This is a genomic window from Rhizobium aouanii, assembly GCF_037002925.1.
GTDB lineage: Bacteria > Pseudomonadota > Alphaproteobacteria > Rhizobiales > Rhizobiaceae > Rhizobium > Rhizobium aouanii.
In genome coordinates this window covers 57939-81875 of record NZ_JBAMYD010000010.1, presented here as the reverse complement: position 1 = coordinate 81875, position 23937 = coordinate 57939, and the positions used below count along the sequence as shown (strand labels likewise).

The following is a 23937-nucleotide window of genomic DNA, read 5'->3' as shown; positions in this document are numbered from 1 at the left end:
AAGATGTTCACGAAACGGCCGGTGAACCGGGGTGGAGATAACTTTCCACCCCGATAATCGACGCCGCTTTCCGAGACAAAGAAGGCAGGCTAGGGCTACTGCACAGCCTTTACATCCTCGACCATCTTCTTCAGCACGTCGTCTTTCACGTGCTTTTCATAAACCGGGGCCATGGCGTCGATGAACCCCTGCTTGTCCGGCATGGTGATCTGAGCGCCGAGCTTTTCGACATTGGCGCGCGATTCAGCGACCTTGGCTGACCACAGCTCGCGCTGCTTGGCGACGCTGTCCTTGGCTGCCTGTTTGAAGACCGCCTGATCCTCCGGCGTCAGTTTGTCGAACGCCGCCTTGTTCATGACGAACACTTCCGGCAGGATCGTATGCTCGTCCAGCGAGTAGTTCTTCGCCACTTCGGCGTGCTTGGCGGTGTCGTAGCTCGGAAAGTTGTTTTCCGCGCCGTCGATGACGCCCGTTTCGATCGCTGAATAGACCTCTCCATAGGGCATCGGCGTGGCATTGGCGCCGAGTGCCGCCACCATGTCGACGAAGATGTCGGACTGGATAACGCGGAACTTCAGACCTTTCATGTCGGCAACCGAATTGATCGGCTTCGTCTTGTTGTAAAACGAGCGCGCGCCGGCATCGTAGAAAGCAAGCACCACGAGACCGGCCGGTTCGAACGCCTTCTTGATCTGGTCGCCGATGGCGCCGTCCATGACCTTGTGCATGTGATCTTCCGAACGGAAGATATAGGGCAGAGCCGGAACGATCGATTCCTTCACAGTGCCGTTGAAGGGCGCCATTGACACACGATTCAGCTCGATGACGCCGGAGCGAACCTGCTCGATCGTGTCTTTCTCCTCGCCGAGCTGGGCGGAATGATACACCTCGAGGGAATAGCGGCCCTGCGTGCGCTCCTTCAACAGCTCACCGAAATATTTGACGCCCTCGACCGTCGGATAGCCGTCCGGATGTGTATCGGACGATTTCAGCACCGTTTGAGCGCTGGCCGCGCCGCTCATGAATGAAGCGGCAACCATAAGACCGGCCGCCAGTTTAACAAAGTTTTTCATGCTCTCCTCCCGTTTTGCATGACGATTAATTCTCAGAGTCGGTATCCCGGCGTTGCGACTTAGAAGAAGGTCCTCAGCACGCTTCGCCTCCTTCAAGCAATATTTCCGCAACCGGGTACTGATGGTCCGGCACGAAAGATGCGCGCGTTGGAGGATGCTCATCGAGACATACCAACAGGGTTCACAGTGCCCATCGTGTCCGATGGAGCAGCTGCTTACCTCTACACGCGAACACTTGCGCTCTTCTCATGGGAATCGAAGACTTGGATCGATAGCCTCCCTATTCTTGCCGTTCCTCCGACCGGCCAATTATGGCTAGATCCTGTAAAGTATAATGTCAACATACAAAAGCTGTGTAGTTGTATGATGAATTTTGGCTGCTTACCATCGACAGCTGTAGAAGCGCGAGCAAGCAAGGTCGGAGACGCGGGCAGCAGTAATGGTGAAGCCTGACGGTTTGCTAGTCCCATGCTCGGCGAGATATGCGCCCGCAAAGAGCAAGGGTCAGATACCTAACCGCGTGCGGCTTTTAGATCTGCTTACTGGTTTGGGCGACGCGCGTCAGCGCTTGCGGATCAGGAAGCGGTGGCCGCTTTCGGTCTTTACCGTCTCGACCAGTTCGTGGCCTTCCTCATTACAAAAATGCGGCACATCGATCACTGCGAGCGGATCGGTGGTGTCGACGCGAATGAGCGTGCCGCTCGCCAAGGCGGCGAGCTTCTTGCGTGTCTTGATCACGGGGAGTGGGCATTTCAGGCCGCGAAGATCGTAGAGAACGGGGTTCAAGCCGTTCAGTTCCTCGCCCAGAATTTCCAAAACGGCTTCTTTGCCGTGGCGTCTGCCGTTTCCTGCGGTTCGGGCGCGGTAAAGGCCAGCGGATTCTGCATCGGCACCGGCACGACTGCGGGCGTCGCGGCAGCGACGGCCGTTGCCTGCGGCTGGGCAGGTGCTGCAGGCGTGGCGCCCGGCGCGGTCTTGGCGGCTAGGCCCTGCGCGGTGCGCTTGGCCATCAGGTCTTCGAGTTCGGCGACCTTGACCATGCGGCCGGCTTCCAGCGACGTGCCGGTCGGGGCGTAAGCAAGTTCGCGGCCCTTGCGCAGCTTGGCGACCACGGCCTTGCGCTCGGCTTCCGTGGGATCGTACCAGGCCATGCCGTCAAATTTGCTCATCGCCTTGGCATAATCGGCATCATAGGTCTTGCCGTAGGAGGCGAGGGCGGCCGTCAGTGCCGGCGGCGTCGACATAACAGGGCATTTGCCGGCGGCATTGAAGGCGCCGCCGTCGGTTGCCTGCTGATTGAAGACGTATTTCTTCTCGCAGACATTCACCTCAGGCGGGCGCTTCGTCACTTCGAAATTGTCGTAGCCGACCTTCAGCATCTTCCAGAAGTCGTAATTGCTGTCGAGGCGATGCTTGACCATGTTTTCCGCCGTCATGCGGAAGGGGAAGGCCTGCAGCTGCACGGTCGACTGGCCGCCCTTGAAGGCGTCGCGGGCGAAGGCGTAGATCTCCAGCACCTGCTGGTCGGTCATCGAATAGCAGCCGGAAGACGAGCAGGCGCCGTGGATCATCAGATCGGAGCCGGTACGGCCGTTCGCGGCGTCGTAGCGGTTCGGGAAGCCGGTGTTGATCGCCAGATAATATTTGGAATTGGGGTTCAGGTTGGCGCGCGTCAGGTCGTAGAAACCTTCCGGCGCCTGCCGGTCGCCGGTCTTTACCTTCGGGCCGAGACGGCCGGACCAGGCGCAGATCTTGTAATCGGCGATCTTGTCGAAACGGTTGTCGGTCTTCGCCTTCCAGATCTCCATGGCACCTTCTTCCTTGAAGATGCGGATCATGATCGGCGAATTGCGGTCCATGCCCTTGGCGGACATCTGCGCGAGGATATGGCTGGGAAGCGGCTGCTCGACCTTGTTCTTGATCTTGGAAAGATCGACCTGCGCGGTTTCCAACGCATCATTGCAGCCGGACAGAGCCAGCGCCATGAGGGAAATATAGGCAAAATGACGTATGCGCATCCCAACTAGCCCATAAAGATAATGCGACCCGGTCCGCCCATGGAGTCCGGGCATCAACCGGAATCATAGACGGTTTATACTTTACAAGTCCTTACCAGCCTATGACGTGCCTGGAACATCCCCGCAAGCGCGAATGCTACAGATAACATCAATGTGGCCAAGATTTGGCCCCAATCGGCGAAGAGCCGAATGTCCGTTAGAGATTGCGGCCCATGGCGAGGAATTTCTGGCGGCGGTCGTTGCGCAGCTGCTCGCCCGAGCGGGGTGCCATTTCGGCCAGAGCACTGGCGATCACGTCACCGGTTGCTGCTATCACGCTGTCGGGATCGCGATGCGCGCCGCCGAGCGGCTCGGAAATGATGCCGTCGATGACGCCGAGCGATTTCAGGTCCTCGGCGGTGATCTTCATGTTGGTCGCCGCTTCCCGGGCGCGGGTGGAATCGCGCCAGAGGATGGAGGCGGCCCCTTCCGGCGAGATGACGCTGTAGATCGAATGCTCGAGCATGTAGACCTTGTTGCCGGTGGCGATGGCGATGGCGCCGCCCGAGCCGCCTTCGCCGATGACGACGGAAACCAGGGGAACCTTGACGCCGAGGCACATTTCCGTCGAGCGGGCGATCGCCTCGGCCTGGCCGCGCTCTTCGGCGCCGACGCCGGGATAGGCGCCTGCCGTATCCACCAGCGAAATCACCGGCAGGCCGAAACGATCGGCCATTTCAAGAATGCGGATCGCCTTGCGGTAGCCTTCCGGGCGGGGGCTGCCGAAATTGTGCTTCAGGCGGCTCTTGGTATCATTGCCCTTTTCCTGGCCGATGACGGCGACGGGCTGGCCGCGGAAACGGGCAAGGCCCGCCTGGATCGCGGCATCCTCGGAAAATTTGCGGTCGCCGGCAAGCGGCGTGAATTCCTGGAACAGTGTCTTGGCGTAATCGACAAAATGCGGGCGCTGCGGATGGCGGGCGACCTGCGTCTTCTGCCAGGGATTGAGCTTGGAATAGATTTCGACGATCGCGTCGCGGACGCGAACCTCCAGCCTGCCGATCTCATCGGTGGTGTCGATGCTCTCGTCTTCCGTTGCGAGCTTCTTCAGCTCGATGATCTTGCCTTCGAGGTCGGAGATCGGCTTTTCGAAGTCGAGATAATTGTGCATGAGGTGCGTTTCCGTTCCTTGTGCCGGGGGCGTTTTCCTGGCTCCGCCCCTTGTCGCCGGTCCTATTCGTGCTTTTTCGCCTGTTTGGCAAGGGGGTGATGCGTCTGGACAAGCTGCTGCAGCCTCTCTTCGAGGACATGTGTGTAGATCTGCGTGGTCGAAATGTCCGAATGGCCGAGGAGTTCCTGTACGACGCGCAGATCGGCGCCGTTGGCCAGCAGGTGGCTGGCAAAGGCGTGGCGCATGACATGCGGCGAGATCAGCGACGGCGGTAGGCCGGCGCGGATCGCCAGGTTCTTGAGGTCGCGGGCAAAAACCTGGCGCGGCAGGTATCCTTCCTTCGAGACGGAGGGAAACAGCCAGGGGCTTTCCTGCGGCTCTTTCGCCGCTGCATTTTCGGCCGCCAGCAGGCGCCCATAGGATTTCAGGGCTGATATCGCCGATTGCGACAACGGCACCAGCCGCTCCTTGTTGCCCTTGCCGCGGATCATCAGGAAACGGCCTTCCTGATCGAGCACGCGGGCCGGAAGCGAGACGAGTTCGCTGACCCGCATTCCGGTGGCATAGAGCAGTTCCAGCAGCGCCAGCATGCGCAGGCGCTGCAACTGGCCCGGAGTCGGATCCTCGGCTTCGACCTCGGCCTGTGAAAGCAGCCTGCCGACCTCTTCGACGCCCATCGTCTTCGGCAGCGGACGGCCCTTCTTCGGTGCGTCGAGTATGCCTGTGGGGTCGTCGGTCCTCAGTCCCTCGGCGTAGAGGAACTTGTAGAACTGCCGCATGGCGGCAAGCCGGCGCGCCTGGGACGAGGGTTTGAAGCCCTTTCGGGCGAGCGAAGAGAGATAGGCGGCGAGATCGGCGGAGGCGGCTTCGGTAAGCCGTATGCTGCGCTCCGTCAGAAAGGAGCGGACGTCGTCGAGATCGCGTTCATAGGATTGCAGCGTATTGGCGGCAGCACCCCGCTCGGCGCTCATCATCTCCAGGAAGGATTCCACATGGACGCGGCCGAGATCCACCATTCCGGTCACTTCCTGGTCGTGTCGATTGCGCCCGTGGCGGGCGGATTGACCCTCTCGGACGGAATGCGGATCGTCACGTCGCGCTGCTGCGGCTCCACGAAGGTCACAAGCGCCAGCATCGCTCCGTAGACCGTCCCGGCGAGGATCGCGCAGACGAACAGGAAACGGAACAGGGTCGGCATCCAGCAACTCCTTCATGCTCTGCTTCTGTTATAAGAAGCCTATCTGCAAGTGCAAGAAGCGGTGTTCAAGCCATGATTCCCTTGCCTGCGACTTGACGCTCCATCTGCATTTGTCGATACCGTTTGCAAACAAAGTGTGAATGGACCGATGAGTGAACAACTGCTGACCGTTGCTGACAGCCTGAAAGACAGAGCTCGCGCCGCGCTCGGTTCACGCAATCTCATCCTTGTCGGCCTGATGGGCGCTGGCAAATCCTCCGTCGGGCGCATCGTCGCCAGCCAGCTCGCCATTCCCTTCATCGACAGTGATCTCGAGATCGAGCGGGTGTCGCGCATGACGATCGCCGAGCTTTTCGCCGCCTATGGCGAGCAGGAGTTCCGGGCGCTGGAAGCGCGGGTGATCAAGCGGCTGCTGAAGAGCGGGCCGCGCGTCGTCTCCACCGGAGGCGGCGCCTTCATCGACGACCGGACGCGCAAGCATATCAAGAAGGGCGGCCTTTCCGTCTGGCTGAAGGCCGATCTCGACGTGCTCTGGGACCGGGTCGCCAAGCGCGACACGCGGCCGCTGCTCAAGACCGAAAATCCGAAGCAGACGCTCGAGGGCCTGATGAATGCGCGATATCCGATCTATGCGCAGGCCGATCTCACGGTGCTTTCGCGGGACGTGCGCAAGGAAATCATGGCCGACGAAGTCTTAAAGGCCTTGATCGAAGCTCAGAAGGAAAGTGCAGCGACATGAATGCGATAACCTCCGCCGCCGCCATCCGAACGGTGCATGTGCCGCTCGGCGAGCGCGCCTACGACATCCTGATCGGGCCGGGGCTGATTGCGCGGGCCGGCGCCGAAATTGCCTTGCGCCTCAAGGGCCGCAAGGCGGCTGTCGTCACCGATGAAAATGTCGCGCCGCTCTATCTCAAAGCTCTCGTCGCAAGTCTGGATGAAGCAGGTATCGCCTCGGCTGCGGTCGTCCTGCCGGCCGGCGAGAAGACCAAGAGCTTCGAGCATCTGATGACGGTCTGCGACAAGGTGCTGGAGGCGCGCGTCGAGCGCAACGATTACGTCATCGCGCTCGGTGGCGGCGTCATCGGCGATCTTTCCGGATTTGCGGCCGGCATCGTCCGTCGCGGCGTGCGCTTCCTGCAGGTACCGACCTCGCTGCTGTCTCAGGTCGACTCCTCCGTCGGCGGCAAGACCGGCATCAATTCCCGACACGGCAAGAACCTGATCGGCGTCTTCCATCAGCCTGATCTGGTTCTGGCCGACACGGATGTGCTGAATTCGCTGAGCGAGCGCGAATTCCGCGCAGGTTACGCCGAGGTCGCCAAATACGGGCTGATCGACAAGCCGGATTTCTTCGCCTGGCTGGAAGCGAACTGGAAGGCGGTTTTTGCAGGCGGCTCGGCGCGCATCGAGGCGATTGCCGCAAGCTGCCAGGCGAAGGCCGATGTCGTCGTTGCCGACGAGCGCGAGAACGGCCAGCGGGCGCTGCTCAATCTCGGCCATACCTTCGGCCACGCGCTGGAAGCGGCGACCGCCTATGACAGCTCTCGCCTGGTGCATGGCGAGGGCGTCTCGATCGGCATGGTGCTGGCGCACGAATTCTCCGCGCGGATGAACCTTGCAAGCCCCGACGACGCGCGGCGCGTCGAGCGGCATCTGAAGGAGGTCGGCCTGCCGACCCGCATGTCCGGCATTCCAGGCGACCTGCCGCCGGCCGAAACGCTGATGGACGCGATCGCCCAGGACAAGAAGGTCAAGAGCGGCAGGCTCACTTTCATCCTGACGCGCGGCATCGGCCAGTCCTTCGTCGCCGACGACGTTCCGGCGTCCGAAGTGATCAGCTTTCTCCGAGAAAAACGCGCCTGATGTCGGTCGAAGGCGCTCTGGCATTTCTTTCGACATACTGGCCGGAGATCCTTTCGATCACGGCGCTGGTGCTCATGTCCGCCTTCTTTTCCGGCTCCGAGACCGCGTTGACCGCCGTTTCGCGCAGCCGTGTCCATACGCTCGAAGTCAACGGCGACGAACGCGCCGGCCTCGTCCGACAGCTGATCGAGCGGCGCGACCGGCTGATCGGCGCGCTGCTCATCGGAAACAATCTCGCCAATATCCTGTCCTCATCGATCGCCACCAGCCTCTTCCTCGGGCTGTTCGGCAGTTCCGGCGTGGCGCTGGCGACGCTTGCGATGACCGTCATCCTGGTCATTTTCGCCGAAGTGCTGCCGAAGAGTTGGGCGATTTCGGCGCCCGAACGCTTCGCACTCGCCGTCGCGCTGCCGGCCAAGCTCTTCGTCGCCGTCGTCGGCCCGGTTTCCTCCTTCGTCAATGCAATCGTGCGGCAGATTCTTTCGCTGTTCGGTATCAATCTCTCACGAGAGATATCGATGCTGACGGCGCATGAGGAGTTGCGCGGCGCCGTCGATCTGCTGCACCGCGAGGGATCGGTGGTGAAGGCCGACCGTGATCGCCTCGGCGGCGTACTCGATCTCAGCGAGCTCGAACTGTCCGACATCATGGTCCACCGCACCGCGATGCGGGCCATCAACGCCGACGATGCGCCGGAAGCGGTGGTGCGCGTCATCCTCGAAAGTCCCTATACGCGCATGCCTTTGTGGCGCGGCACGATCGACAACATCATCGGCGTCGTCCACGCCAAGGACCTGCTGCGGGCGCTTGCCGAGCCGAACATGGAGCCGCAGAACCTCGATATCGGAAAGATCGCGCAGAAGCCGTGGTTCGTGCCCGACAGCACCAATCTCGAGGACCAGCTCAATGCCTTCCTGCGCCGCAAGCAGCATTTCGCCGTCGTCGTCGACGAATATGGCGAGGTGCAGGGCATCGTCACGCTGGAGGATATTCTCGAGGAAATCGTCGGCGACATTTCCGACGAGCACGATATCGAGATACAGGGCGTGCGTCAGGAGGCCGACGGTTCCGTCGTCGTCGACGGCGGCGTGCCGATCCGCGACCTGAACCGCGCCCTCGACTGGAACCTGCCCGATGAGGAGGCGACGACGATCGCCGGCCTCGTCATCCACGAATCGATGACCATCCCGGAAGAGCGTCAGGCCTTCACCTTCTACGGCAAGCGTTTCGTCGTCATGAAGCGGGAGAAGAACCGCATCACCAAGCTGCGCATCCGCCCGGCCGGGGAAGACGGCGCCAAGCCAACCTGATTCTGCTTGGATCTCGAACGGCCAGTGCCCATATGGGTTGCGTGCGGCTACCAGCGGGTCGGTTCATCAGGTGCAGCCGGTTCGACGGCCAGCGCATGCAGGCCGGCATCGAGCTCCGGTTTCAACAGGTCGGTGATGGCCCGGTGACGCGCCAGCCGCGACATGCCGGCGAATTTTCCGGAAACGATCCTCACCCGCATATGGGTTTCGCCGGTGCCCGTGATATCAGGCTGGTGGCCGGCATGCAGATGGCTTTCGTCGATGACGCTCAGGCGTTCGGGCGCGAAGGCTTTGACAAGTTTTTCTTCGATGCGGGTTCGCAGGGTCATCATCCGGTCTTGCTGGTTCGCGAAAAGGGTTCCTAACAAGCCTGCAACATTCCCGTTTGTCAATTCTTGTTGTCGCTTCGCGACAGCCCCATAATTAGCGCCGTCATGAGACTTGATTCCAAATATTTCGATCGCATCCGAACACGCCGCAAACGCGAGCCGGAGACAGAGCAGGCGCCGCCTACCTGTCAATGGGACGGGTGCGACAAGAAGGGGGCGCATCGCGCTCCCGTCGGCCGCAATGCAGAAGGCCAGTTCTTCTTGTTCTGCTTCGAGCACGTCAAGGAATACAACAAGGGCTACAACTATTTCTCCGGTCTTTCGGACGGCGAGATCGCGCGTTACCAGAAAGAGGCGACCACCGGCCATCGGCCGACATGGACGGTCGGCGTCAACAAGGCGGCGAAGGACAGTCCGCTGCATTCGGAGATCCGTTCCGGCGCCTATACCCGCGTTCGCGATCCCTTCGGCTTCGTCAAGGAAGGCGGCAAAGGCAGCGGACCGCGTTTCCCCCAGGCGCGCAAGCTGAAATCGCTTGAGACCAAGGCCTTCGAAACGATGGGCCTCGATGCCAATGCGACATCGGCGGAGATCAAGAGCCGCTATAAGGAACTGGTGAAGAAACACCATCCGGATGCCAATGGCGGCGACCGCGGCTCGGAGGAGCGTTTCCGCGCCGTCATCCAAGCCTATCAATTGTTGAAGCAGAACGGTTTTTGTTAGTTCCCGTCCTTGCTCTTGGGCTTCAATCGGGTATGGTCCAAATCGGCTGAGGCCGCAGGCAAACGCGGCTCATATTTGTGCGTTTTCCCGACATCGCCTCCGCCGACCTTCCGGACGCGGCGTTTCTTGTCCGGGACTCTTTCAAGAATGCTCGCACGCGGTCATTATCCCGCCGAGGTTTCGTTTCAGTCCCGGAGAAGTATCGCCGACGTTCCGACCTGGACGGGCGCGGAATAAAAAACGCGGCGTCTGGTTGCGACATGGCCTGAGACAGTATGGCCGGGTGGCGTCACCCGCCTTGGAGACATGATGAGCAAGATCGACCTGGATATATCAGAACTGCCCGATACCACCGTTTCGGTTCGCGAGGCCTTCGGCATCGATTCCGACATCCGCGTTCCCGCCTACAGCAAGGGCGACGCCTATGTGCCGGATCTCGACACCGACTACCTGTTCGACCGCGACACGACGCTCGCCATTCTCGCAGGCTTCGCCCATAACCGCCGCGTGATGATTTCCGGCTATCACGGCACGGGCAAGTCCTCGCATATCGAGCAGGTGGCGGCGCGCCTCAACTGGCCCTGCGTGCGCATCAACCTCGACAGCCATGTCAGCCGTATCGATCTCGTCGGCAAGGATGCGATCGTCGTCAAGGACGGGCTGCAGGTCACCGAATTCAAGGACGGCATCCTGCCCTGGGCCTATCAGCACAATGTCGCGCTCGTCTTCGATGAATATGACGCCGGCCGTCCCGATGTGATGTTCGTCATCCAGCGCGTGCTCGAATCCTCCGGCCGCCTGACGCTGCTCGACCAGAGCCGCGTCATCCGGCCGCATCCGGCCTTCCGCCTGTTTGCGACCGCAAATACGATCGGCCTCGGCGACACGACCGGCCTCTATCATGGCACGCAGCAGATCAACCAGGCGCAGATGGACCGCTGGTCGATCGTCACCACGCTGAACTATCTGCCGCATGATCATGAAGTGAATATCGTCTCCGCCAAGGTGAAGAGCTTCGGCAAGGACAAGGGCGGCCGCGAGACCGTGTCGAAGATGGTGCGCGTCGCCGACCTGACGCGCGCTGCCTTCATGAACGGTGATCTCTCCACCGTCATGAGCCCGCGCACGGTCATCACCTGGGCCGAAAACGCCGAGATCTTCGGCGATCTCGCCTTCGCCTTCCGCGTCACATTCCTCAACAAGTGCGACGAGTTGGAGCGTCCGCTGGTCGCCGAGCACTATCAGCGGGCCTTCGGCGTCGAGCTGAAGGAAAGTGCCGCCAATATCGTTCTCGGAGCTTGAGACCGACCGATCATGGCAGCTCGCGGTGACAATTCGAAAGCAAAGCCCGGCGCGCCTGTCGACGTCGAGCCATTGCGCCGGGCGATAACCGGCTGCGTGCGCTCGATCGCCGGCGATGGCGACGTCGAGGTGACCTTCGCCAATGAACGGCCGGGGATGACCGGCGAGCGCATTCGGCTGCCGGAACTTTCCAAGCGGCCGACGGCGCATGAGCTGGCGGTCACTCGTGGTCTCGGCGATTCGATGGCGCTGCGGCTCGCCTGCCATGACGAGAAGGTGCATGCGACGATGGCGCCGCAGGGCTCGGATGCCCGGGCGATCTTCGATGTGGTCGAGCAGGCGCGTGTCGAATCGATCGGCGCGCTGCGCATGGAGGGCATGGCGTCGAACCTGCGCTCCATGACGGATGAGAAATATTCGAAGGCGAATTTTACCGGCATCGAGCGCCAGGAAGACGCACCGGTCGGCGAAGCGGTTGCGATGATGGTGCGCGAGAAGCTGACCGGCCAGCGCCCGCCGGCCTCCGCCGGCAAGGTGCTCGACCTTTGGCGCGCCTTTATCGAGGACAAGGCAGGGTCCGAACTCGACAATCTGTCGAGCGCGATCAACGACCAGCAGGCCTTCGCCAAGGTCATCCGCAACATGCTGTCGGCCATGGAAATGGCCGAGGAATACGGCGACGATGACAGCGACGCCGACAATGACGACCAATCGGAGCAGGAAGACCAGTCGAGCGGCGACGAACAGGACCAGGACGAGGTCGACGAGGATGCCGGCACCGATGCCGCCCCCGTCGAGGACAGTGAAGTTGCCGACGAGCAGATGGAGGACGGCGAGACCGAGGGCGCCGAAATCTCCGACGACGACTTGATGGAAGAAGGTGAGGACGATTCCGAAACGCCGGGCGAGACCCGCCGACCGAATACGCCTTTCGCCGATTTCAACGAGAAGGTCGATTATCACGTCTTTACCGAAGAGTTCGACGAGATCATCACCGCCGAGGAACTTTGCGACGCCGCCGAGCTGGAGCGCCTGCGCGCCTTCCTCGACAAGCAGCTGGCGCATCTGCAAGGTGCTGTCGGCCGTCTCGCCAACCGGCTGCAGCGCCGCCTGATGGCGCAGCAGAACCGCTCCTGGGATTTCGATCTGGAAGAGGGTTATCTCGATCCGGCGCGGCTGCAGCGTATCATCATAGATCCGATGCAGGCGCTCTCCTTCAAGATGGAGCGCGACACACAGTTCCGCGATACGGTCGTTACCCTGCTCATCGACAATTCCGGCTCGATGCGCGGCCGGCCGATCACGGTTGCCGCCACCTGCGCCGACATTCTTGCCCGCACGCTTGAGCGCTGCGGCGTCAAGGTCGAGATCCTGGGCTTTACGACCAAAGCCTGGAAGGGCGGGCAGGCGCGTGAAAACTGGCTCGCCGGCGGCAAGCCGCAGACGCCAGGCCGTCTCAACGACCTGCGTCATATCATCTACAAGTCGGCTGACGCGCCGTGGCGGCGCGCGCGCGCCAATCTCGGGCTGATGATGCGCGAGGGCCTGCTCAAGGAAAATATCGACGGCGAGGCGCTGATCTGGGCGCATAATCGCCTGCTCGCGCGCCGCGAGCAGCGCCGCATCCTGATGATGATCTCGGACGGCGCGCCGGTGGACGATTCGACGCTGTCGGTCAATCCGGGCAATTATCTCGAGCGGCACCTGCGCGCCGTCATCGAACGGATCGAGACGCGCTCGCCTGTCGAACTGCTGGCGATCGGCATCGGCCACGACGTGACGCGCTACTATCGCCGCGCCGTAACGATCGTCGATGCTGACGAGCTTGCCGGTGCGATGACCGAGCAGCTTGCCTCACTGTTTGAGGACCAATCCGTCCAGCCGCGCGGCGGCCGGATACGCCGTGCCGGCTGACGTCGCGGGAAGAATGACGGTCAAGCGTCTCTGCCATGCGGCGTCGATCGCCCTCTGTATTGCGGCCGGCGCTTCCTCGTCATGGGCCGGCGACGACGTGCCGGTCATTAGCCGGCAAATCTCCGATTTCAGGATAGGCTCTTCGGAGACGCAATTCGGATCGCTGGAATTTCTCGGCGGGCTGGAGATGGTCTCCAGCCGAGCGCTATTCGGCTCGCTCTCCTCCATCCGTTTCCGGCCGGACCAAAAACATTTCGTCGTCGTGCTCGATACCGGCCAGTGGCTGACCGGCGGCATCGAGCGCGACGTCAAGGGCAGGCTTTCCGGCCTTTCGGATGTCGAGATCACGCCGATGAAGAACAGCGCCGGGCGCAGCTTCGAAGGCAAGGGACATATGGATGCCGAAGGCCTGGCGCTCGACGGCGACCGGATCCTGGTCTCCTTCGAGCAGGCTCATCGCGTCGATGTCTATCCCGATCCCGGCTTTGCCGGCTCGGGAGCGATCGCCACTTTGCCGATCCTCATCCCGCGGAGAATGCTGAGCGACAACCGCGGCATCGAAACCATCACTGCGGCGCCGGCATCCAGCCCGCTCAAGGGCGGCGTGGTCGTCGTTTCCGAACGGGGTCTCGACAACGACGGCAACCGGCTGGCGGCCATTCTCAGCGGGCCGCTGAAAGGCCGTTTCTCGGTCAAGCGGGACGGCAGCTTCGACATCACCGACGGTGCTTTCCTGCCGAACGGCGACCTGCTGCTGCTGGAGCGCCGCTTCAACATGGCCGAAGGCATCGGCATGCGTCTTCGGCGCATCAAGGGCGCCGACATCAGGCCCGACGCCGTCGTCGACGGCGACTTGCTGCTGGAAGGCAATTTCAACTCGCAGATCGACAATATGGAAGGGCTCGATGCTTTCCAGGCCGCCGACGGTACGACCCATATCATCCTGGTGTCGGACGACAATCATTCGATCCTGCAGCGCAATCTGATGCTGGAATTTCGGCTTTCGGAAGAGGCCGCGTGGGCAGCGCCGAGTTCTCAGAAGCGGAATTGATCCAAAACGTCAGACCGATGTCATATGCCTCGGCTATCCCCGCGATACCGGGAAAGCAGCCTCGGAGGGGAGTTCCAGGTGCATATTCATGTCATGGGCGCGTCCGGTTCCGGCACGACATCACTCGGCCGTGCGCTTGCCGAAAAGCTCGATATCGCCCATCTCGACACCGACGATTTCTTCTGGTTGCCGACTGATCCGCCGTTCACGACGCCGAGGGATGCTGACGAGCGCATCGGGCTGCTCCTCGATGAGGTGGCGCGGCATGAAGGCTGGGTCCTCTCCGGATCGGCGCTGAAATGGGGAAGGCCGCTCGAGCCGCTTTACGATCTGATCGTGTTTCTCAGGATCGATCCTGAGCTTAGAATGGCGCGCATCCTTGCGCGCGAGATTGCCCGATACGGCAAAAGAATCAGGCCGGGTGGCGACATGGTCGTCAAAAGCGGGGAATTCCTGGAATGGGCGGCCAGCTACGATACGGCCGGTCCCGAACGCCGCAGCCTTGCGGCACATGAGCAATGGCTGGAAACACAGACAGCGCCGGTGCTGCGGCTTGATTCATCGCTAGAGATCGACAATCTGGCCGCAGAGGTTCTGCTGCATCCTGCCATCGCCGCCGGTGCGGTCCGGCGGCGTCCGTGATTTAATTTGCGCGGGCGGCCTGCATCGGCCGCAGAACGTTCATCAGCGCGCCATAGGGCAGCAGCATGACGAGGCCGACGATCATCTTCACGGCGAAATCGCCGATCGCCCAGGAAATCCAGCGCGGAGCCTCGGTGGCGAAGACGCCGAGGACGGGGGCTGCTTCCAGCGCAAAGGGATCGTTCGGGCCGAGGAAGACGAAGAAGGCGGCGAAGGACAGTGAGAAGAACATCACCGTATCGAGCGCCGAGCCGATCAGCGAGCCGACCAGCGGCGCGCGCCACCACGCCTGGCGGCGAAGGCGGTTGAAGACGGCGATATCGAGCAGTTGGCCGGCGAGATAGGCCGAACCGGAGGCAATGGCGATGCGCGGCGCCGAGGTGAAGAAGGAGAGCGTCACGCCGACGACGAAGCCGGCAAAGACGACCTTGCGGGCTGCCTGCGGGCCGAACTGGCGGTTGGTCAGATCGGTGATCAGGAAGGCGATCGGATAGGAGAAGGCGCCCCAGGTCAGGATGTCCGCGAGGTTGATGCCGGCGACTTCTGCGTTCAGCGGAAACTGGACGAGGAAGTTGGAGGCGACGACGACGAGCGTCATCAGCGCGACATAGGCGATGGTATAGCGGGTCTTCAGCATTTTTTTATCCTGGGTGATGCCACCAGTTGGAGGAGCAAACCGGCAATGCAAAAGGCTTGTCCGGTATTATCCGTTCAAGCCTTTTGAAGCCGTATGAAAGAAGGGCAGAAGCTTACGCAGCAGCGGCTTCAGCAGTCTTCTTGGCGATCTGACGGCGCAGCAGGCGCGCGCGCATCGACAGTTCGTTTTCGCTGGCCTTCAGCAGGAAGGCATCGAGGCCGCCACGATGCTCGACGGAGCGAAGAGCGGCAGCCGAAACGCGAAGACGATAACGCTGGTTGAGAGCGTCGGAAATCAGCGTTACCTGGCACAGGTTCGGCAGGAACCGGCGCTTGGTCTTGTTGTTGGCATGGCTGACATTGTTACCAGTCAGGACGGCCTTGCCGGTCAATTCGCACACGCGGGACATGGAACACCTATTCTTGTTTTTCTCGGGCCATCGAATTGCCATTCCCGGCAAAGCCAGGGGCGCAATCCAACGGGCATGATTGGAAAGTTGCGGTTCTATAGTCAGACAGGCTGCTCGCGTCAAGCCAAACCTTGGCCTTTCCCGCAATTCTGTCAAAAAGCTGCTGTTTTCTTCCCTTCGCGGCAGGAGTATAGAGCGCTCAGCAAGGGCCTGCCGGCGCGCAGCAAGACAAGGCTTTTTCCATGGCTCATTCGGGCAGACGGATTTTCATTTCGGCCATCGCCGCACTTCTTGCCATACCGGCATCGGCGGCCGAAATTCAGCATCGGACGGAATACCGGGTGGCGCTCGCCGGCCTGCCGATCGCGCGCGCCGCGTTCCTGACGCAGATCGAGGACGATCACAGCTACAAGATCGCCGGCGACATCAATTCCGCGGGTCTTGCCGATCTCATCACGACGATTTCGGCCAAGACCAGCGTCACCGGCGTCGTGCGCAAGAACAGGCTGCAGGCGTTGAAATATTCGCTCTACTACAAGAGCGGCAAGAGGAAGGCCCGCGTCTACGAGGTCAGCTACCGCAACGGCAACATTATCTCGGCGACGACGACACCGATGCCGAAGCGTCCGAAGAACTGGATCGACGTCACGCCGCGTGACATGCGCTCGGTGCTCGATCCGATCTCCGGCCTGGTCTTCACCGGCGATACCAAGGTCTGCTCGCAGACGCTGCCGATCTTCGACGGCGAGACGCGCATGGATCTGGTGCTGTCGCCGAAGGGCGACGAGGATTTTTCCACCAATGGCTTCAAGGGCAAGGCGACCGTCTGCAGTGTGCGCTTCGTACCGCGCTCGGGCTACAAGAAAGGCCGCAAGGACATTGACTATCTCAGCAAGAGCAACCGCATGGAAATCTGGTTTGCCAAGTCGGACGCGGCAAATGTATACGCTCCTGTCTATGTGCGCATTCCAACCGAATATGGAATGGTGACGATCACTGCCGTCAAATACGGCAGCAACAGCTGACGGGGGCTTCGTCCCCCGTGAAGGGGGACAGGTGAAGCTTCGCGCGACGTTGATCGGTTTCACGGCCATTCTGATGTGGTCGTTCCTGGCGTTGTTCACGGCCGCCTCCGGCAAGATGCCACCCTTCCAGCTTTCGGCAGTCTGCTTTGCAATCGGCAGCATTCCCGGCCTTGTGGTTCTTACCCTCAACCCCTCGCGGCTGGCGCTGCTGAAGCAGCCGGCCAAGGTCTGGATAACAGGCATTGCGGGGCTGTTCGGCTATCATTTCCTCTATTTTACCGCGCTCCGGAACGCGCCGGCAGTGGAGGCGGGGCTGGTCGCCTATCTCTGGCCGCTGTTGATCGTCGTCGGTTCGGCACTGCTGCCGGGCGAACGGCTGCGCTGGTATCATGTGGCGGGCGCGCTTGCCGGACTTTGCGGCACCTTCCTGATCGTCGGCCGCAACGGCATTGATTTCGACGGCGCCTATGCGATCGGTTACGGTGCTGCCTTTCTCTGCGCCTTCACATGGTCCGGCTATTCGCTGCTGACGCGGCGTTTCGACGCCGTCTCCACGGATGTCGTTACCGGCTTCTGCCTTGCGACCTCCATCCTGTCGCTCTTCTGCCATCTCGGCCTGGAGACGACCGTCTGGCCGGAAACCGTTTTCGAATGGGTCGCCGTCGCCGGGCTCGGGCTCTTTCCGGTCGGTGCCGCCTTCTACGCCTGGGATTACGGCGTCAAGAACGGCGATATCCAAATCCTCGGCGCGGCAAGTTATGCAGCACCACTTCTTTCGACGCTTATTCTGGTGCTGTTCGGATTTGCCGAGCCGAGCTGGCGCATTGCTCTCGCCTGCCTGCTCGTCACCGGCGGGGCCGTGCTCGCCGCCCAGGACATGTTCCGCCGCAAGCGCCAGGCACAGCCTGCAGCGGCGGAGTAGACCTCAACCGCCGGGCTTCCAACCGGGCGGCGCCATCTCGAAGCTCGAAAATTCGAAGCCGGGCGAGACGGTGCAGCCGACCAGGGTGAAATCGCCGAGGGTTTCGGCCGATTGCCACCAATTGGCGGGAATGATTGCCTGCGGCCGCTCGCCGGCAGGGAGATTCGTTCCGAGCGTCAGGGTCTCGCTTGCCGTTCCGTCTTCCGAGCGGTGCAGCGAGAGCGGCGCGCCGGCGTAATAATGCCAGACCTCGGCGGCGTCATGGACGCGATGCCAGTGCGAACGCTGTCCCCTGGTCAGCAGATAATAGATCGCCGTCGAATGGCCGCGTTCTCCGCCCGCCTTGTCGCGGAATGTCTGTACGTACCAGCCACCTTCGGGATGCGGCTGCACGCCGAGTTCGCGGATGATGTCCTCAGGCGACATCAGAAATGGTCCTTGCGCTTGCGGATCTCTGCAAAGACTTCCTCGTTCGTCTTGCCTTCCATCACCAGATTACGGCGGATCGCCGGATCGGCGGCGCGCAGGAACGGGTTGGTTTCCTTTTCCAGCCCCAATGTCGTCGGGATGGTGAATTTGCCGTCGGCGCGCAAGGTCTCGATCTCGGCGGCACGGCTCTTAAGGCGCTCATTGTCGGGATCAACGGTCAGCGCGAAGCGGGCATTGGACAATGTGTATTCATGGCCGAAATAGATGGCCGTCTCATCGGGCAGCACGGCGAGTTTCTGGAGGGAATGCCACATATCGGCGGCCGGGCGTTCGAACAGCCGGCCGCAGCCGAGCGCAAACAGCGTGTCGGCGGCAAACAGCAGCTTATCGTCGACAAAGTGATAGCAGATGTGGCCGGCGGTGTGGCCGGGCGTTTCGATGACGTTGACCGTGTGATCGCCGAAAAGGAAGCTGTCGCCATCGGCCATCGCCCGGTCGAGCCCGGGAATGGCGACGGCCTCGTTGATCGGGCCGATGACCTCGCAGCCGAACTGCTCCTTCAGCGCCAAGTTGGCGGTGACATGGTCGGTGTGATGATGAGTGGTGAAGATATGGGTGATTTTCCAGCCGCGACGTGTCGCCGCTTCCAGGATCGGCGCCTCCTCCGGTGCATCGATCGCCGCGGTAAAGCCTGTCTCCGGATCGTGCACGAGAACGCCGAAATTGTCGGTGCGGCAGAGAAAAACGTCTAATTCCAAAGGTTTCATCGTTCAATAATCCCTTATCCCAGGAGTCTCGCGGAAATGTAGAGGTTCCGGCCTTGAAGTCCAACCGCCCGCTGATAACATTTGTCGCAATGCACGCCGATATCGTCGACTTACGCCAGTTCTATCACTCCGAGCTCGGACGTCTTGCCGAGCAGTCGATCGCCATGGCGCTGTCCTCGCTCTGGGTGCGGCTGCCGCAGGAGCGTCTGGTCGGCCTCGGTTATGCCGTGCCCTTCCTCGACCGTTTCCAGGCCGATACCGAGCGCACCTTCGCCTTCATGCCAGCCGGGCAGGGCGCGGTGAACTGGCCGATGGGCTCGCTTTCGACGACGGCGCTGATTTTCGACGAGGAACTGCCGCTGCCGGACTCCTCGATCGACCGGGTGCTGATGGTGCATTCGCTGGAGTTCGCCGAAAGCCCGCGCGAGACGCTGAAGGAGCTCTGGCGGGTGCTGGCGCCGGGCGGACGGCTGGTCATCGTCGTGCCGAACCGGCGCGGCGTCTGGGCACGCATGGAACATACGCCCTTCGGTTCGGGCCGCCCCTATTCCCGCGGTCAGCTGACTAATCTGCTGCGCGAGACGAATTTCACGCCGGGTGCGACAGCTGAAGCGCTGTTCTTCCCGCCCTCTAAGCTCAGGACCATATTGCGCCTTCGCCGCGCCTTCGAGCGGATCGGCCGAACGCTGTGGCCGGCATTCTCGGGCGTCATCATCGTCGAAGCGCAGAAGCGGCTCTATCAGGGGCTGCCGGTTGCGGCGCGGGCCTCCCGCCGCGTCTTCGTGCCGGTTCTCGCACCCCATGGTGTACCGACCACACGCACGACAGCGCCGCGCGTCTTTTAAGACGCGCAAAGGACGCTGCAGCACTTTGAATGCAGGAGGTAACGTCGCTCCCAGCGTTCTCCAAAAGCTTGTGTCACGCCCATAGCTCTCGACAACAATCGCATTCCGCTTTAATGCCACTTGGTGTTTTTCAGCCCGGTTTTACCGGCAATTCCAAGGTCGAACCCATGAGCGTTGAGATGAGCAAGCCCGTTCCGCGTCCCGGTATTCTCGATATTGCAGCCTATGTGCCGGGCAAGGAACATGCGCCGGGCGTCGCCCGCGTCTACAAGCTTTCGTCCAACGAAACGCCGCTCGGCGCCAGCCCGAAGGCAATCGAGGCCTTCAAGGCGGTTGCCGACAATCTGGAGCGTTATCCTGACGGGCAGGCGATCGCACTGCGCGAGGCGATCGCCGCCGTGCACGGCCTCAATCCGGCAAACATCCTCTGCGGCAACGGTTCCGACGAGTTGCTCGGCCTGCTCTGCCATGTCTATCTCGGCGCCGGCGACGAGGGCATCATCACCGAGCACGGCTTCCTCGTCTACAAGATCCAGATCCTGGGCGCGGGCGCTACGCCCGTCGTCGTCAAGGAGAGGGACTATACCGTCGATGTCGACGCGATCCTTGCCGCGGTGACGGAGAAGACGAAGATCGTCTTTATCGCCAATCCCGGCAATCCCACCGGCACCTATGTTTCCGTCAGCGAGATCCGCCGCCTGCAGGCCGGGCTGCCGAGACATGTTGTCCTCGTGCTCGATGCCGCCTATGCCGAATATGTGCGCCGCAACGATTATGAAGCCGGCATCGAGGTCGTATCCTCCAATGCCAACGTGGTGATGACCCGCACCTTCTCGAAGGCCTATGGTCTTGCGGCGCTGCGAGTCGGCTGGATGTATGCGCCGGCCGAGATCGTCGACGCGCTGAACCGCGTGCGCGGGCCGTTCAATTTGAACGCACCGGCAATTGTCGCCGCCGCTGCTGCCATCCGCGACCAGGCCTTTGTCCAGCAGGCCGTCTCCTTCAACCAGATGTGGGTCGAGAGACTCACGCAGGCGTTCGAAGCGATCGGCCTGAAAGTGACGCCGTCGGTTGCCAATTTCGTCCTCATCCATTTCCCCGAAATCGACGGCAAGCGCGCGGCGGATGCCGATGAATTCCTGACGAGCCGCGGCTACATCCTGCGCGCCGTGCGCGGCTATGGCTTCGCCAACGCGCTGCGCATGAGCATCGGTCCCGAAGAGGCCAACCGCGGCGTCATTGCCGCGCTCGGCGAATTCATAGGACATCAGGCATGAGCGTGCAGTTCGATCGGATCGCGCTGATCGGCATCGGCCTGATCGGCTCTTCGCTCGCCTATGACATCAGGCGGCTTGGTCTTGCAAGGGAGATCGTCGTCGCCACACGCAGCCCCGATACGCTGAAGCGCGCCGAAGAGCTCGGTCTCGGCGATCGCTATACGGCGTCGTCGCAGGATGCCGTCAAGGATGCCGATCTGGTGATTGTCTCGGTGCCGGTCGGCGCTTCGGAAAGTGTGGCGAAGGAGATCTCGGCAAGCCTGAAGCCCGGGGCGATCGTTACCGACGTCGGTTCGACAAAGGCCTCGGTCATTGCACAGATGCAGCCGCATATGCCGGCCGACGTGCATTTCATCCCCGGCCATCCGCTGGCCGGCACCGAAAAATCCGGTCCGGATGCCGGCTTCCCCGGCCTCTTCGAAGGCCGCTGGTGCATCTTCACGCCGGTCGCCGGTACCGACGAGGCGGCGCTGAAGCGGCTGCGCAGCTTCTGGGAAGCGCTGGGCTCGAAGGTCGACGAGATGGATGCCGAGCATCACGACAAGGTGCTCGCCATCGTCTCGCACCTGCCGCATATCATCGCCTACAATATCGTCGGCACCGCCGACGATCTGGAGACGGTGACGGAATCGGAAGTCATCAAATATTCCGCCTCGGGCTTTCGCGACTTCACCCGTCTTGCTGCGTCCGACCCGACGATGTGGCGCGACGTCTGCCTGCACAATCGCGATGCGATCCTCGAAATGCTGGCGCGGTTCTCGGAGGATCTCGCCTATTTGCAGCGCGCCATCCGCTGGGGCGAGGGTGACAAGATTTTTGAACTCTTCACCCGCACCCGCGCCATCCGCCGTTCGATCGTCCAGGCCGGCCAGGATGTCGACGCGCCGGATTTCGGCCGCCACGCGCTTGATAAGAAGTAGCTGCCGCGATGGTTGAGGTGGCAAGCGCTGGCCAGGCCGATATCGACTGGCTGGTGCGCGAGGATGCCGGCGTCGGTGCGGCATGGGTATCGCGCTGCGTTGCACTTAGAGAATATCTGGTTGCCAGGGAGGCCGGCGAAATCGTCGGCTTCCTGCGCTTCTCCCGCTTCTGGGGCAGGGTTCCCTATATGGAAATGATCCGCGTCCTGCCCGGCCACCGCCGGTCGGGCGTCGGAACGGCGCTGTTTCTCGCTTGGGAAGACGCCATGCGCGGCGACGGCGCCCGCCTGCTGATGACGTCGAGCGAATGCGACGAAAGCCGGCCTCAAGACTGGCATCGCCGCAACGGATTTTTGGAAACCGGTGCGATCGAATTGCCCGGCCTGCAATCGGTCCCGGAAGTCTTCTTCATCAAGCGAATTGCCTGAAGCGCCTCGCGTCGAGCCGTAATCATGCGACGCGCTCAGGCCCGTTCGTATTTCCTATGCATCCCGTTATCCCAAGACCACTGGACAGTTTTGGGGGAGATGCATCATATCGGCGGAATCCGGCCGAGCGGGATGAAGCCGCTGACAGTGGCATTGCCGCGATCGACGACGAGATCGACAGAGACCTTGTCGCCGCCGCCGGCAAGCGCCTTCAAGAGCTTCGTCGCTGTATTGACGGTCGAGGCGATATCCGGAAAGGCCTGTTTCAGGCTGTCGCCCCAGGGGCCGAGCTGTTCGATCTCCAGCTTGAATTTTCCAGAGAGGAAGCCCTGCTCGTCGAAAGAGAAGGGGCCGGTGAGCGTCATCACCTTGCCGTCGCCGATGTCGGCGACGATGCGGCGCAGTTCGCCGGTGGCACCATTCAGACCGTTCCGGTCGCTGCCGTCGATCAGACCGGCCTTGCCGGCGACGGTCAGATTGATGCTGGCCGACAATTTCGGGAAGATCTGCGGCCAGTCCTTGATCGCCGTGTTGGCGTCCTGGACGGAGATCGCACCGTCGAGATCGGCGCCGTTCTGGCGCAGATGGATTTCGGTGCGAGCGGCATCGAAGCTCATGGTCTGGCCGGTGTAGGAGGAGACGGCCATTGCCTTCAGACCTTCGATGACGGTCGAGCTATGGTCGACGCCCTGGAGCCTGGTCGCAAGGCTTGCCTGCAGGTTCGTCCATTGGGCCGAGATCGAAAGGCCGTTGCTGGTGCGGATTTCGGCCGGCGAATCCAGTTCCCAGACGATATCGCCGGGCGCATAGACCTGTGCTGCCGAGCGTAGCGCGCCGAAGGTGGCGGAGACGCCGTTGACGTTGTCGTCGACGTCGATCTTGGAGCAGAACAGGCCGATACGGAAGGGATAGCCGCGGAATTCGATATCGGCGCATTCGCCGCTGACGCCTGCCTGATCGCGCGGCGCGATCGCTTTCAGCACCGTGGTTTTCAGCGCCGACGCCGCATAGAACCAGCCGCCGGTATAAAGTGCGATCACCAGGAGGACGCCTCCACCCAGCAACCAGAATTTCTTGCCGCTGCCGGATTGGCCGCTGCCGGATCGGCTTGACGCTGCCATGATGTTCTCCAATGGTGAATCGCAAATGTGATTCCGGTCTGGCGTGCGATATGGACGAATTTTGGGTATTTGGCTACGGTTCGCTGATGTGGAATCCGGGCTTCGAGTTCATGGAGCGGGCAGAGGCTCTGGTCTACGGCTACAGGCGCTCGCTCTGCGTCCGCTCCTTTGTCCATCGCGGCACCCGCGACAATCCAGGCCTGGTTCTCGGCCTTGACAGGGGTGGCGCCTGCCGCGGCATGGCTTTCCGCATTTCGCCGGAAAAATGGGATGAGGTGATCGATTATCTCCGCGCCCGCGAGTTGGTCACCAATGTCTACCTGGAGCGCCGGGTACGGCTGCAGCTTGCCGGCCGGCGCCGGGTGGAAGCGGTCGCCTACATCATCGACCGCGAGCACGAGCAATATGCCGGTGCCCTGGATGCGCTTGCGGCGGCACGGGTGGTGAACGAAGCAAAGGGCCAGTCTGGTCCGAATGATGCCTATGTCTTCAACACGCTGACGCATCTGAAGCAGATGGGTATTCGCGACCATTGGCTGGAGCAGGTCGTCAACGAAGTGGAGCGGTTACGAGCCGCCTGA

The 23937-nt window shown here is 61.8% G+C and carries 27 protein-coding genes; 15 read left to right on the top strand and 12 right to left on the bottom strand.

Going from position 1 to position 23937, the window contains the following annotated elements:
* Positions 1-95 precede the first annotated feature (95 nt).
* The 6 genes from V8P77_RS18525 to V8P77_RS18500 form a co-directional block, all read right to left on the bottom strand.
* Positions 96-1073, bottom strand: coding sequence for a TRAP transporter substrate-binding protein DctP (locus tag V8P77_RS18525; protein WP_168310326.1), 978 nt, complete (start codon positions 1071-1073; stop codon positions 96-98).
* A gap of 561 nt (positions 1074-1634) precedes the next feature.
* Positions 1635-1859 carry a sulfurtransferase TusA family protein gene (locus tag V8P77_RS18520; RefSeq protein WP_151518076.1) on the bottom strand — a complete coding sequence of 75 codons (225 nt, stop codon included), beginning with the start codon at positions 1857-1859 and terminating at the stop codon, positions 1635-1637.
* A 5-nt stretch (positions 1860-1864) separates the two neighbouring features.
* Positions 1865-3091: a L,D-transpeptidase family protein gene (locus V8P77_RS18515; RefSeq protein WP_335913722.1), complete on the bottom strand. Its 1227-nt coding sequence runs from the start codon at positions 3089-3091 to the stop codon at positions 1865-1867.
* 196 nt (positions 3092-3287) lie between these two features.
* On the bottom strand, positions 3288-4241 hold the full coding sequence (locus tag V8P77_RS18510; RefSeq protein ID WP_077977783.1) for an acetyl-CoA carboxylase carboxyltransferase subunit alpha: 954 nt from the start codon (positions 4239-4241) through the stop codon (positions 3288-3290).
* 62 nt (positions 4242-4303) lie between these two features.
* Positions 4304-5266 (bottom strand): site-specific tyrosine recombinase XerD, encoded by a 963-nt coding sequence (gene xerD / locus V8P77_RS18505; RefSeq protein ID WP_507237389.1) that lies wholly within the window; start codon positions 5264-5266, stop codon positions 4304-4306.
* On the bottom strand, positions 5263-5439 hold the full coding sequence (locus V8P77_RS18500) for a hypothetical protein (protein WP_012759201.1): 177 nt from the start codon (positions 5437-5439) through the stop codon (positions 5263-5265). The genes xerD and V8P77_RS18500 overlap by 4 nt, the downstream gene beginning before the upstream one ends.
* Before the next feature lie 148 nt (positions 5440-5587).
* Here V8P77_RS18500 and V8P77_RS18495 point away from each other — a divergent pair, with 148 nt between their 5' ends.
* The 3 genes from V8P77_RS18495 to V8P77_RS18485 are packed head-to-tail and all read left to right on the top strand — an operon-like array spanning position 5588 to position 8615.
* Positions 5588-6178 (top strand): shikimate kinase, encoded by a 591-nt coding sequence (locus V8P77_RS18495; protein ID WP_335913720.1) that lies wholly within the window; start codon positions 5588-5590, stop codon positions 6176-6178.
* Positions 6175-7305, top strand: a complete 1131-nt coding sequence (aroB, locus tag V8P77_RS18490; RefSeq protein ID WP_335913719.1) for a 3-dehydroquinate synthase — start codon at positions 6175-6177, stop codon at positions 7303-7305. The genes V8P77_RS18495 and aroB overlap by 4 nt, the downstream gene beginning before the upstream one ends.
* Entirely contained in the window at positions 7305-8615 is a 1311-nt protein-coding gene (locus V8P77_RS18485; protein ID WP_335913718.1) for an HlyC/CorC family transporter, read from the top strand. The genes aroB and V8P77_RS18485 overlap by 1 nt, the downstream gene beginning before the upstream one ends.
* Before the next feature lie 47 nt (positions 8616-8662).
* On the opposite strand, the gene V8P77_RS18480 is transcribed toward V8P77_RS18485, so the two are convergent.
* Complete coding sequence (locus tag V8P77_RS18480; RefSeq protein ID WP_017962315.1) at positions 8663-8947, bottom strand: BolA family protein; 285 nt, start codon at positions 8945-8947, stop codon at positions 8663-8665.
* A gap of 102 nt (positions 8948-9049) precedes the next feature.
* Between V8P77_RS18480 and V8P77_RS18475 the strand changes: the two genes are divergently transcribed.
* The 5 genes from V8P77_RS18475 to V8P77_RS18455 all read left to right on the top strand — a co-directional run bounded on the left by V8P77_RS18475 (position 9050) and on the right by V8P77_RS18455 (position 14576).
* Positions 9050-9667 carry a J domain-containing protein gene (locus V8P77_RS18475; RefSeq protein WP_335913717.1) on the top strand — a complete coding sequence of 206 codons (618 nt, stop codon included), beginning with the start codon at positions 9050-9052 and terminating at the stop codon, positions 9665-9667.
* A gap of 309 nt (positions 9668-9976) precedes the next feature.
* Positions 9977-10969, top strand: coding sequence for a cobaltochelatase subunit CobS (gene cobS, locus V8P77_RS18470; protein ID WP_003543345.1), 993 nt, complete (start codon positions 9977-9979; stop codon positions 10967-10969).
* A gap of 12 nt (positions 10970-10981) precedes the next feature.
* Positions 10982-12883 carry a cobaltochelatase subunit CobT gene (gene cobT, locus V8P77_RS18465; protein ID WP_335913716.1) on the top strand — a complete coding sequence of 634 codons (1902 nt, stop codon included), beginning with the start codon at positions 10982-10984 and terminating at the stop codon, positions 12881-12883.
* A gap of 13 nt (positions 12884-12896) precedes the next feature.
* Entirely contained in the window at positions 12897-13934 is a 1038-nt protein-coding gene (locus tag V8P77_RS18460; RefSeq protein WP_335913715.1) for an esterase-like activity of phytase family protein, read from the top strand.
* A gap of 93 nt (positions 13935-14027) precedes the next feature.
* Positions 14028-14576, top strand: coding sequence for an ATP-binding protein (locus tag V8P77_RS18455; RefSeq protein ID WP_335913846.1), 549 nt, complete (start codon positions 14028-14030; stop codon positions 14574-14576).
* Position 14577: 1 nt separating this feature from the next.
* On the opposite strand, the gene V8P77_RS18450 is transcribed toward V8P77_RS18455, so the two are convergent.
* Together V8P77_RS18450 and rpmB are read right to left on the bottom strand one after the other, a co-directional pair.
* Complete coding sequence (locus V8P77_RS18450; protein ID WP_335913714.1) at positions 14578-15213, bottom strand: VUT family protein; 636 nt, start codon at positions 15211-15213, stop codon at positions 14578-14580.
* Between the two features lie 112 nt (positions 15214-15325).
* Entirely contained in the window at positions 15326-15622 is a 297-nt protein-coding gene (gene rpmB, locus V8P77_RS18445) for a 50S ribosomal protein L28 (RefSeq protein WP_018243798.1), read from the bottom strand.
* A gap of 242 nt (positions 15623-15864) precedes the next feature.
* Here rpmB and V8P77_RS18440 point away from each other — a divergent pair, with 242 nt between their 5' ends.
* A complete protein-coding gene (locus tag V8P77_RS18440; RefSeq protein ID WP_335913713.1) occupies positions 15865-16647 on the top strand; it encodes a DUF3108 domain-containing protein in 783 nt (260 codons plus the stop codon).
* 31 nt (positions 16648-16678) lie between these two features.
* Positions 16679-17569: an aromatic amino acid exporter YddG gene (gene yddG, locus V8P77_RS18435; RefSeq protein WP_335913712.1), complete on the top strand. Its 891-nt coding sequence runs from the start codon at positions 16679-16681 to the stop codon at positions 17567-17569.
* 3 nt (positions 17570-17572) lie between these two features.
* Here the strand turns inward: yddG and V8P77_RS18430 are convergent, their stop codons facing one another.
* Both V8P77_RS18430 and gloB read right to left on the bottom strand, forming a co-directional pair.
* Positions 17573-17995 (bottom strand): cupin domain-containing protein, encoded by a 423-nt coding sequence (locus V8P77_RS18430; protein WP_335913711.1) that lies wholly within the window; start codon positions 17993-17995, stop codon positions 17573-17575.
* The gene (gloB, locus tag V8P77_RS18425; RefSeq protein ID WP_335913710.1) at positions 17995-18765 is read right to left on the bottom strand and encodes a hydroxyacylglutathione hydrolase; all 771 of its coding nucleotides are present in this window, start codon (positions 18763-18765) and stop codon (positions 17995-17997) included. The genes V8P77_RS18430 and gloB overlap by 1 nt, the downstream gene beginning before the upstream one ends.
* Before the next feature lie 53 nt (positions 18766-18818).
* Here gloB and V8P77_RS18420 point away from each other — a divergent pair, with 53 nt between their 5' ends.
* From V8P77_RS18420 to V8P77_RS18405, 4 genes are all read left to right on the top strand, one after another.
* Complete coding sequence (locus V8P77_RS18420) at positions 18819-19610, top strand: class I SAM-dependent methyltransferase (RefSeq protein ID WP_018448111.1); 792 nt, start codon at positions 18819-18821, stop codon at positions 19608-19610.
* A 179-nt stretch (positions 19611-19789) separates the two neighbouring features.
* Positions 19790-20887, top strand: a complete 1098-nt coding sequence (gene hisC / locus V8P77_RS18415; protein WP_335913708.1) for a histidinol-phosphate transaminase — start codon at positions 19790-19792, stop codon at positions 20885-20887.
* Positions 20884-21807: a prephenate/arogenate dehydrogenase family protein gene (locus V8P77_RS18410; RefSeq protein ID WP_335913707.1), complete on the top strand. Its 924-nt coding sequence runs from the start codon at positions 20884-20886 to the stop codon at positions 21805-21807. Before hisC ends, V8P77_RS18410 begins: the two co-directional genes overlap by 4 nt.
* 8 nt (positions 21808-21815) lie before the next feature.
* A complete protein-coding gene (locus tag V8P77_RS18405; protein ID WP_335913706.1) occupies positions 21816-22235 on the top strand; it encodes a GNAT family N-acetyltransferase in 420 nt (139 codons plus the stop codon).
* Positions 22236-22339: 104 nt separating this feature from the next.
* Here V8P77_RS18405 and V8P77_RS18400 read toward each other — a convergent pair whose 3' ends face one another.
* Entirely contained in the window at positions 22340-23356 is a 1017-nt protein-coding gene (locus tag V8P77_RS18400; RefSeq protein WP_335913705.1) for a DUF2125 domain-containing protein, read from the bottom strand.
* Positions 23357-23406: 50 nt separating this feature from the next.
* On the opposite strand from V8P77_RS18400, the gene V8P77_RS18395 reads away from it, so the two are divergent.
* Entirely contained in the window at positions 23407-23937 is a 531-nt protein-coding gene (locus V8P77_RS18395) for a gamma-glutamylcyclotransferase (protein WP_026158908.1), read from the top strand.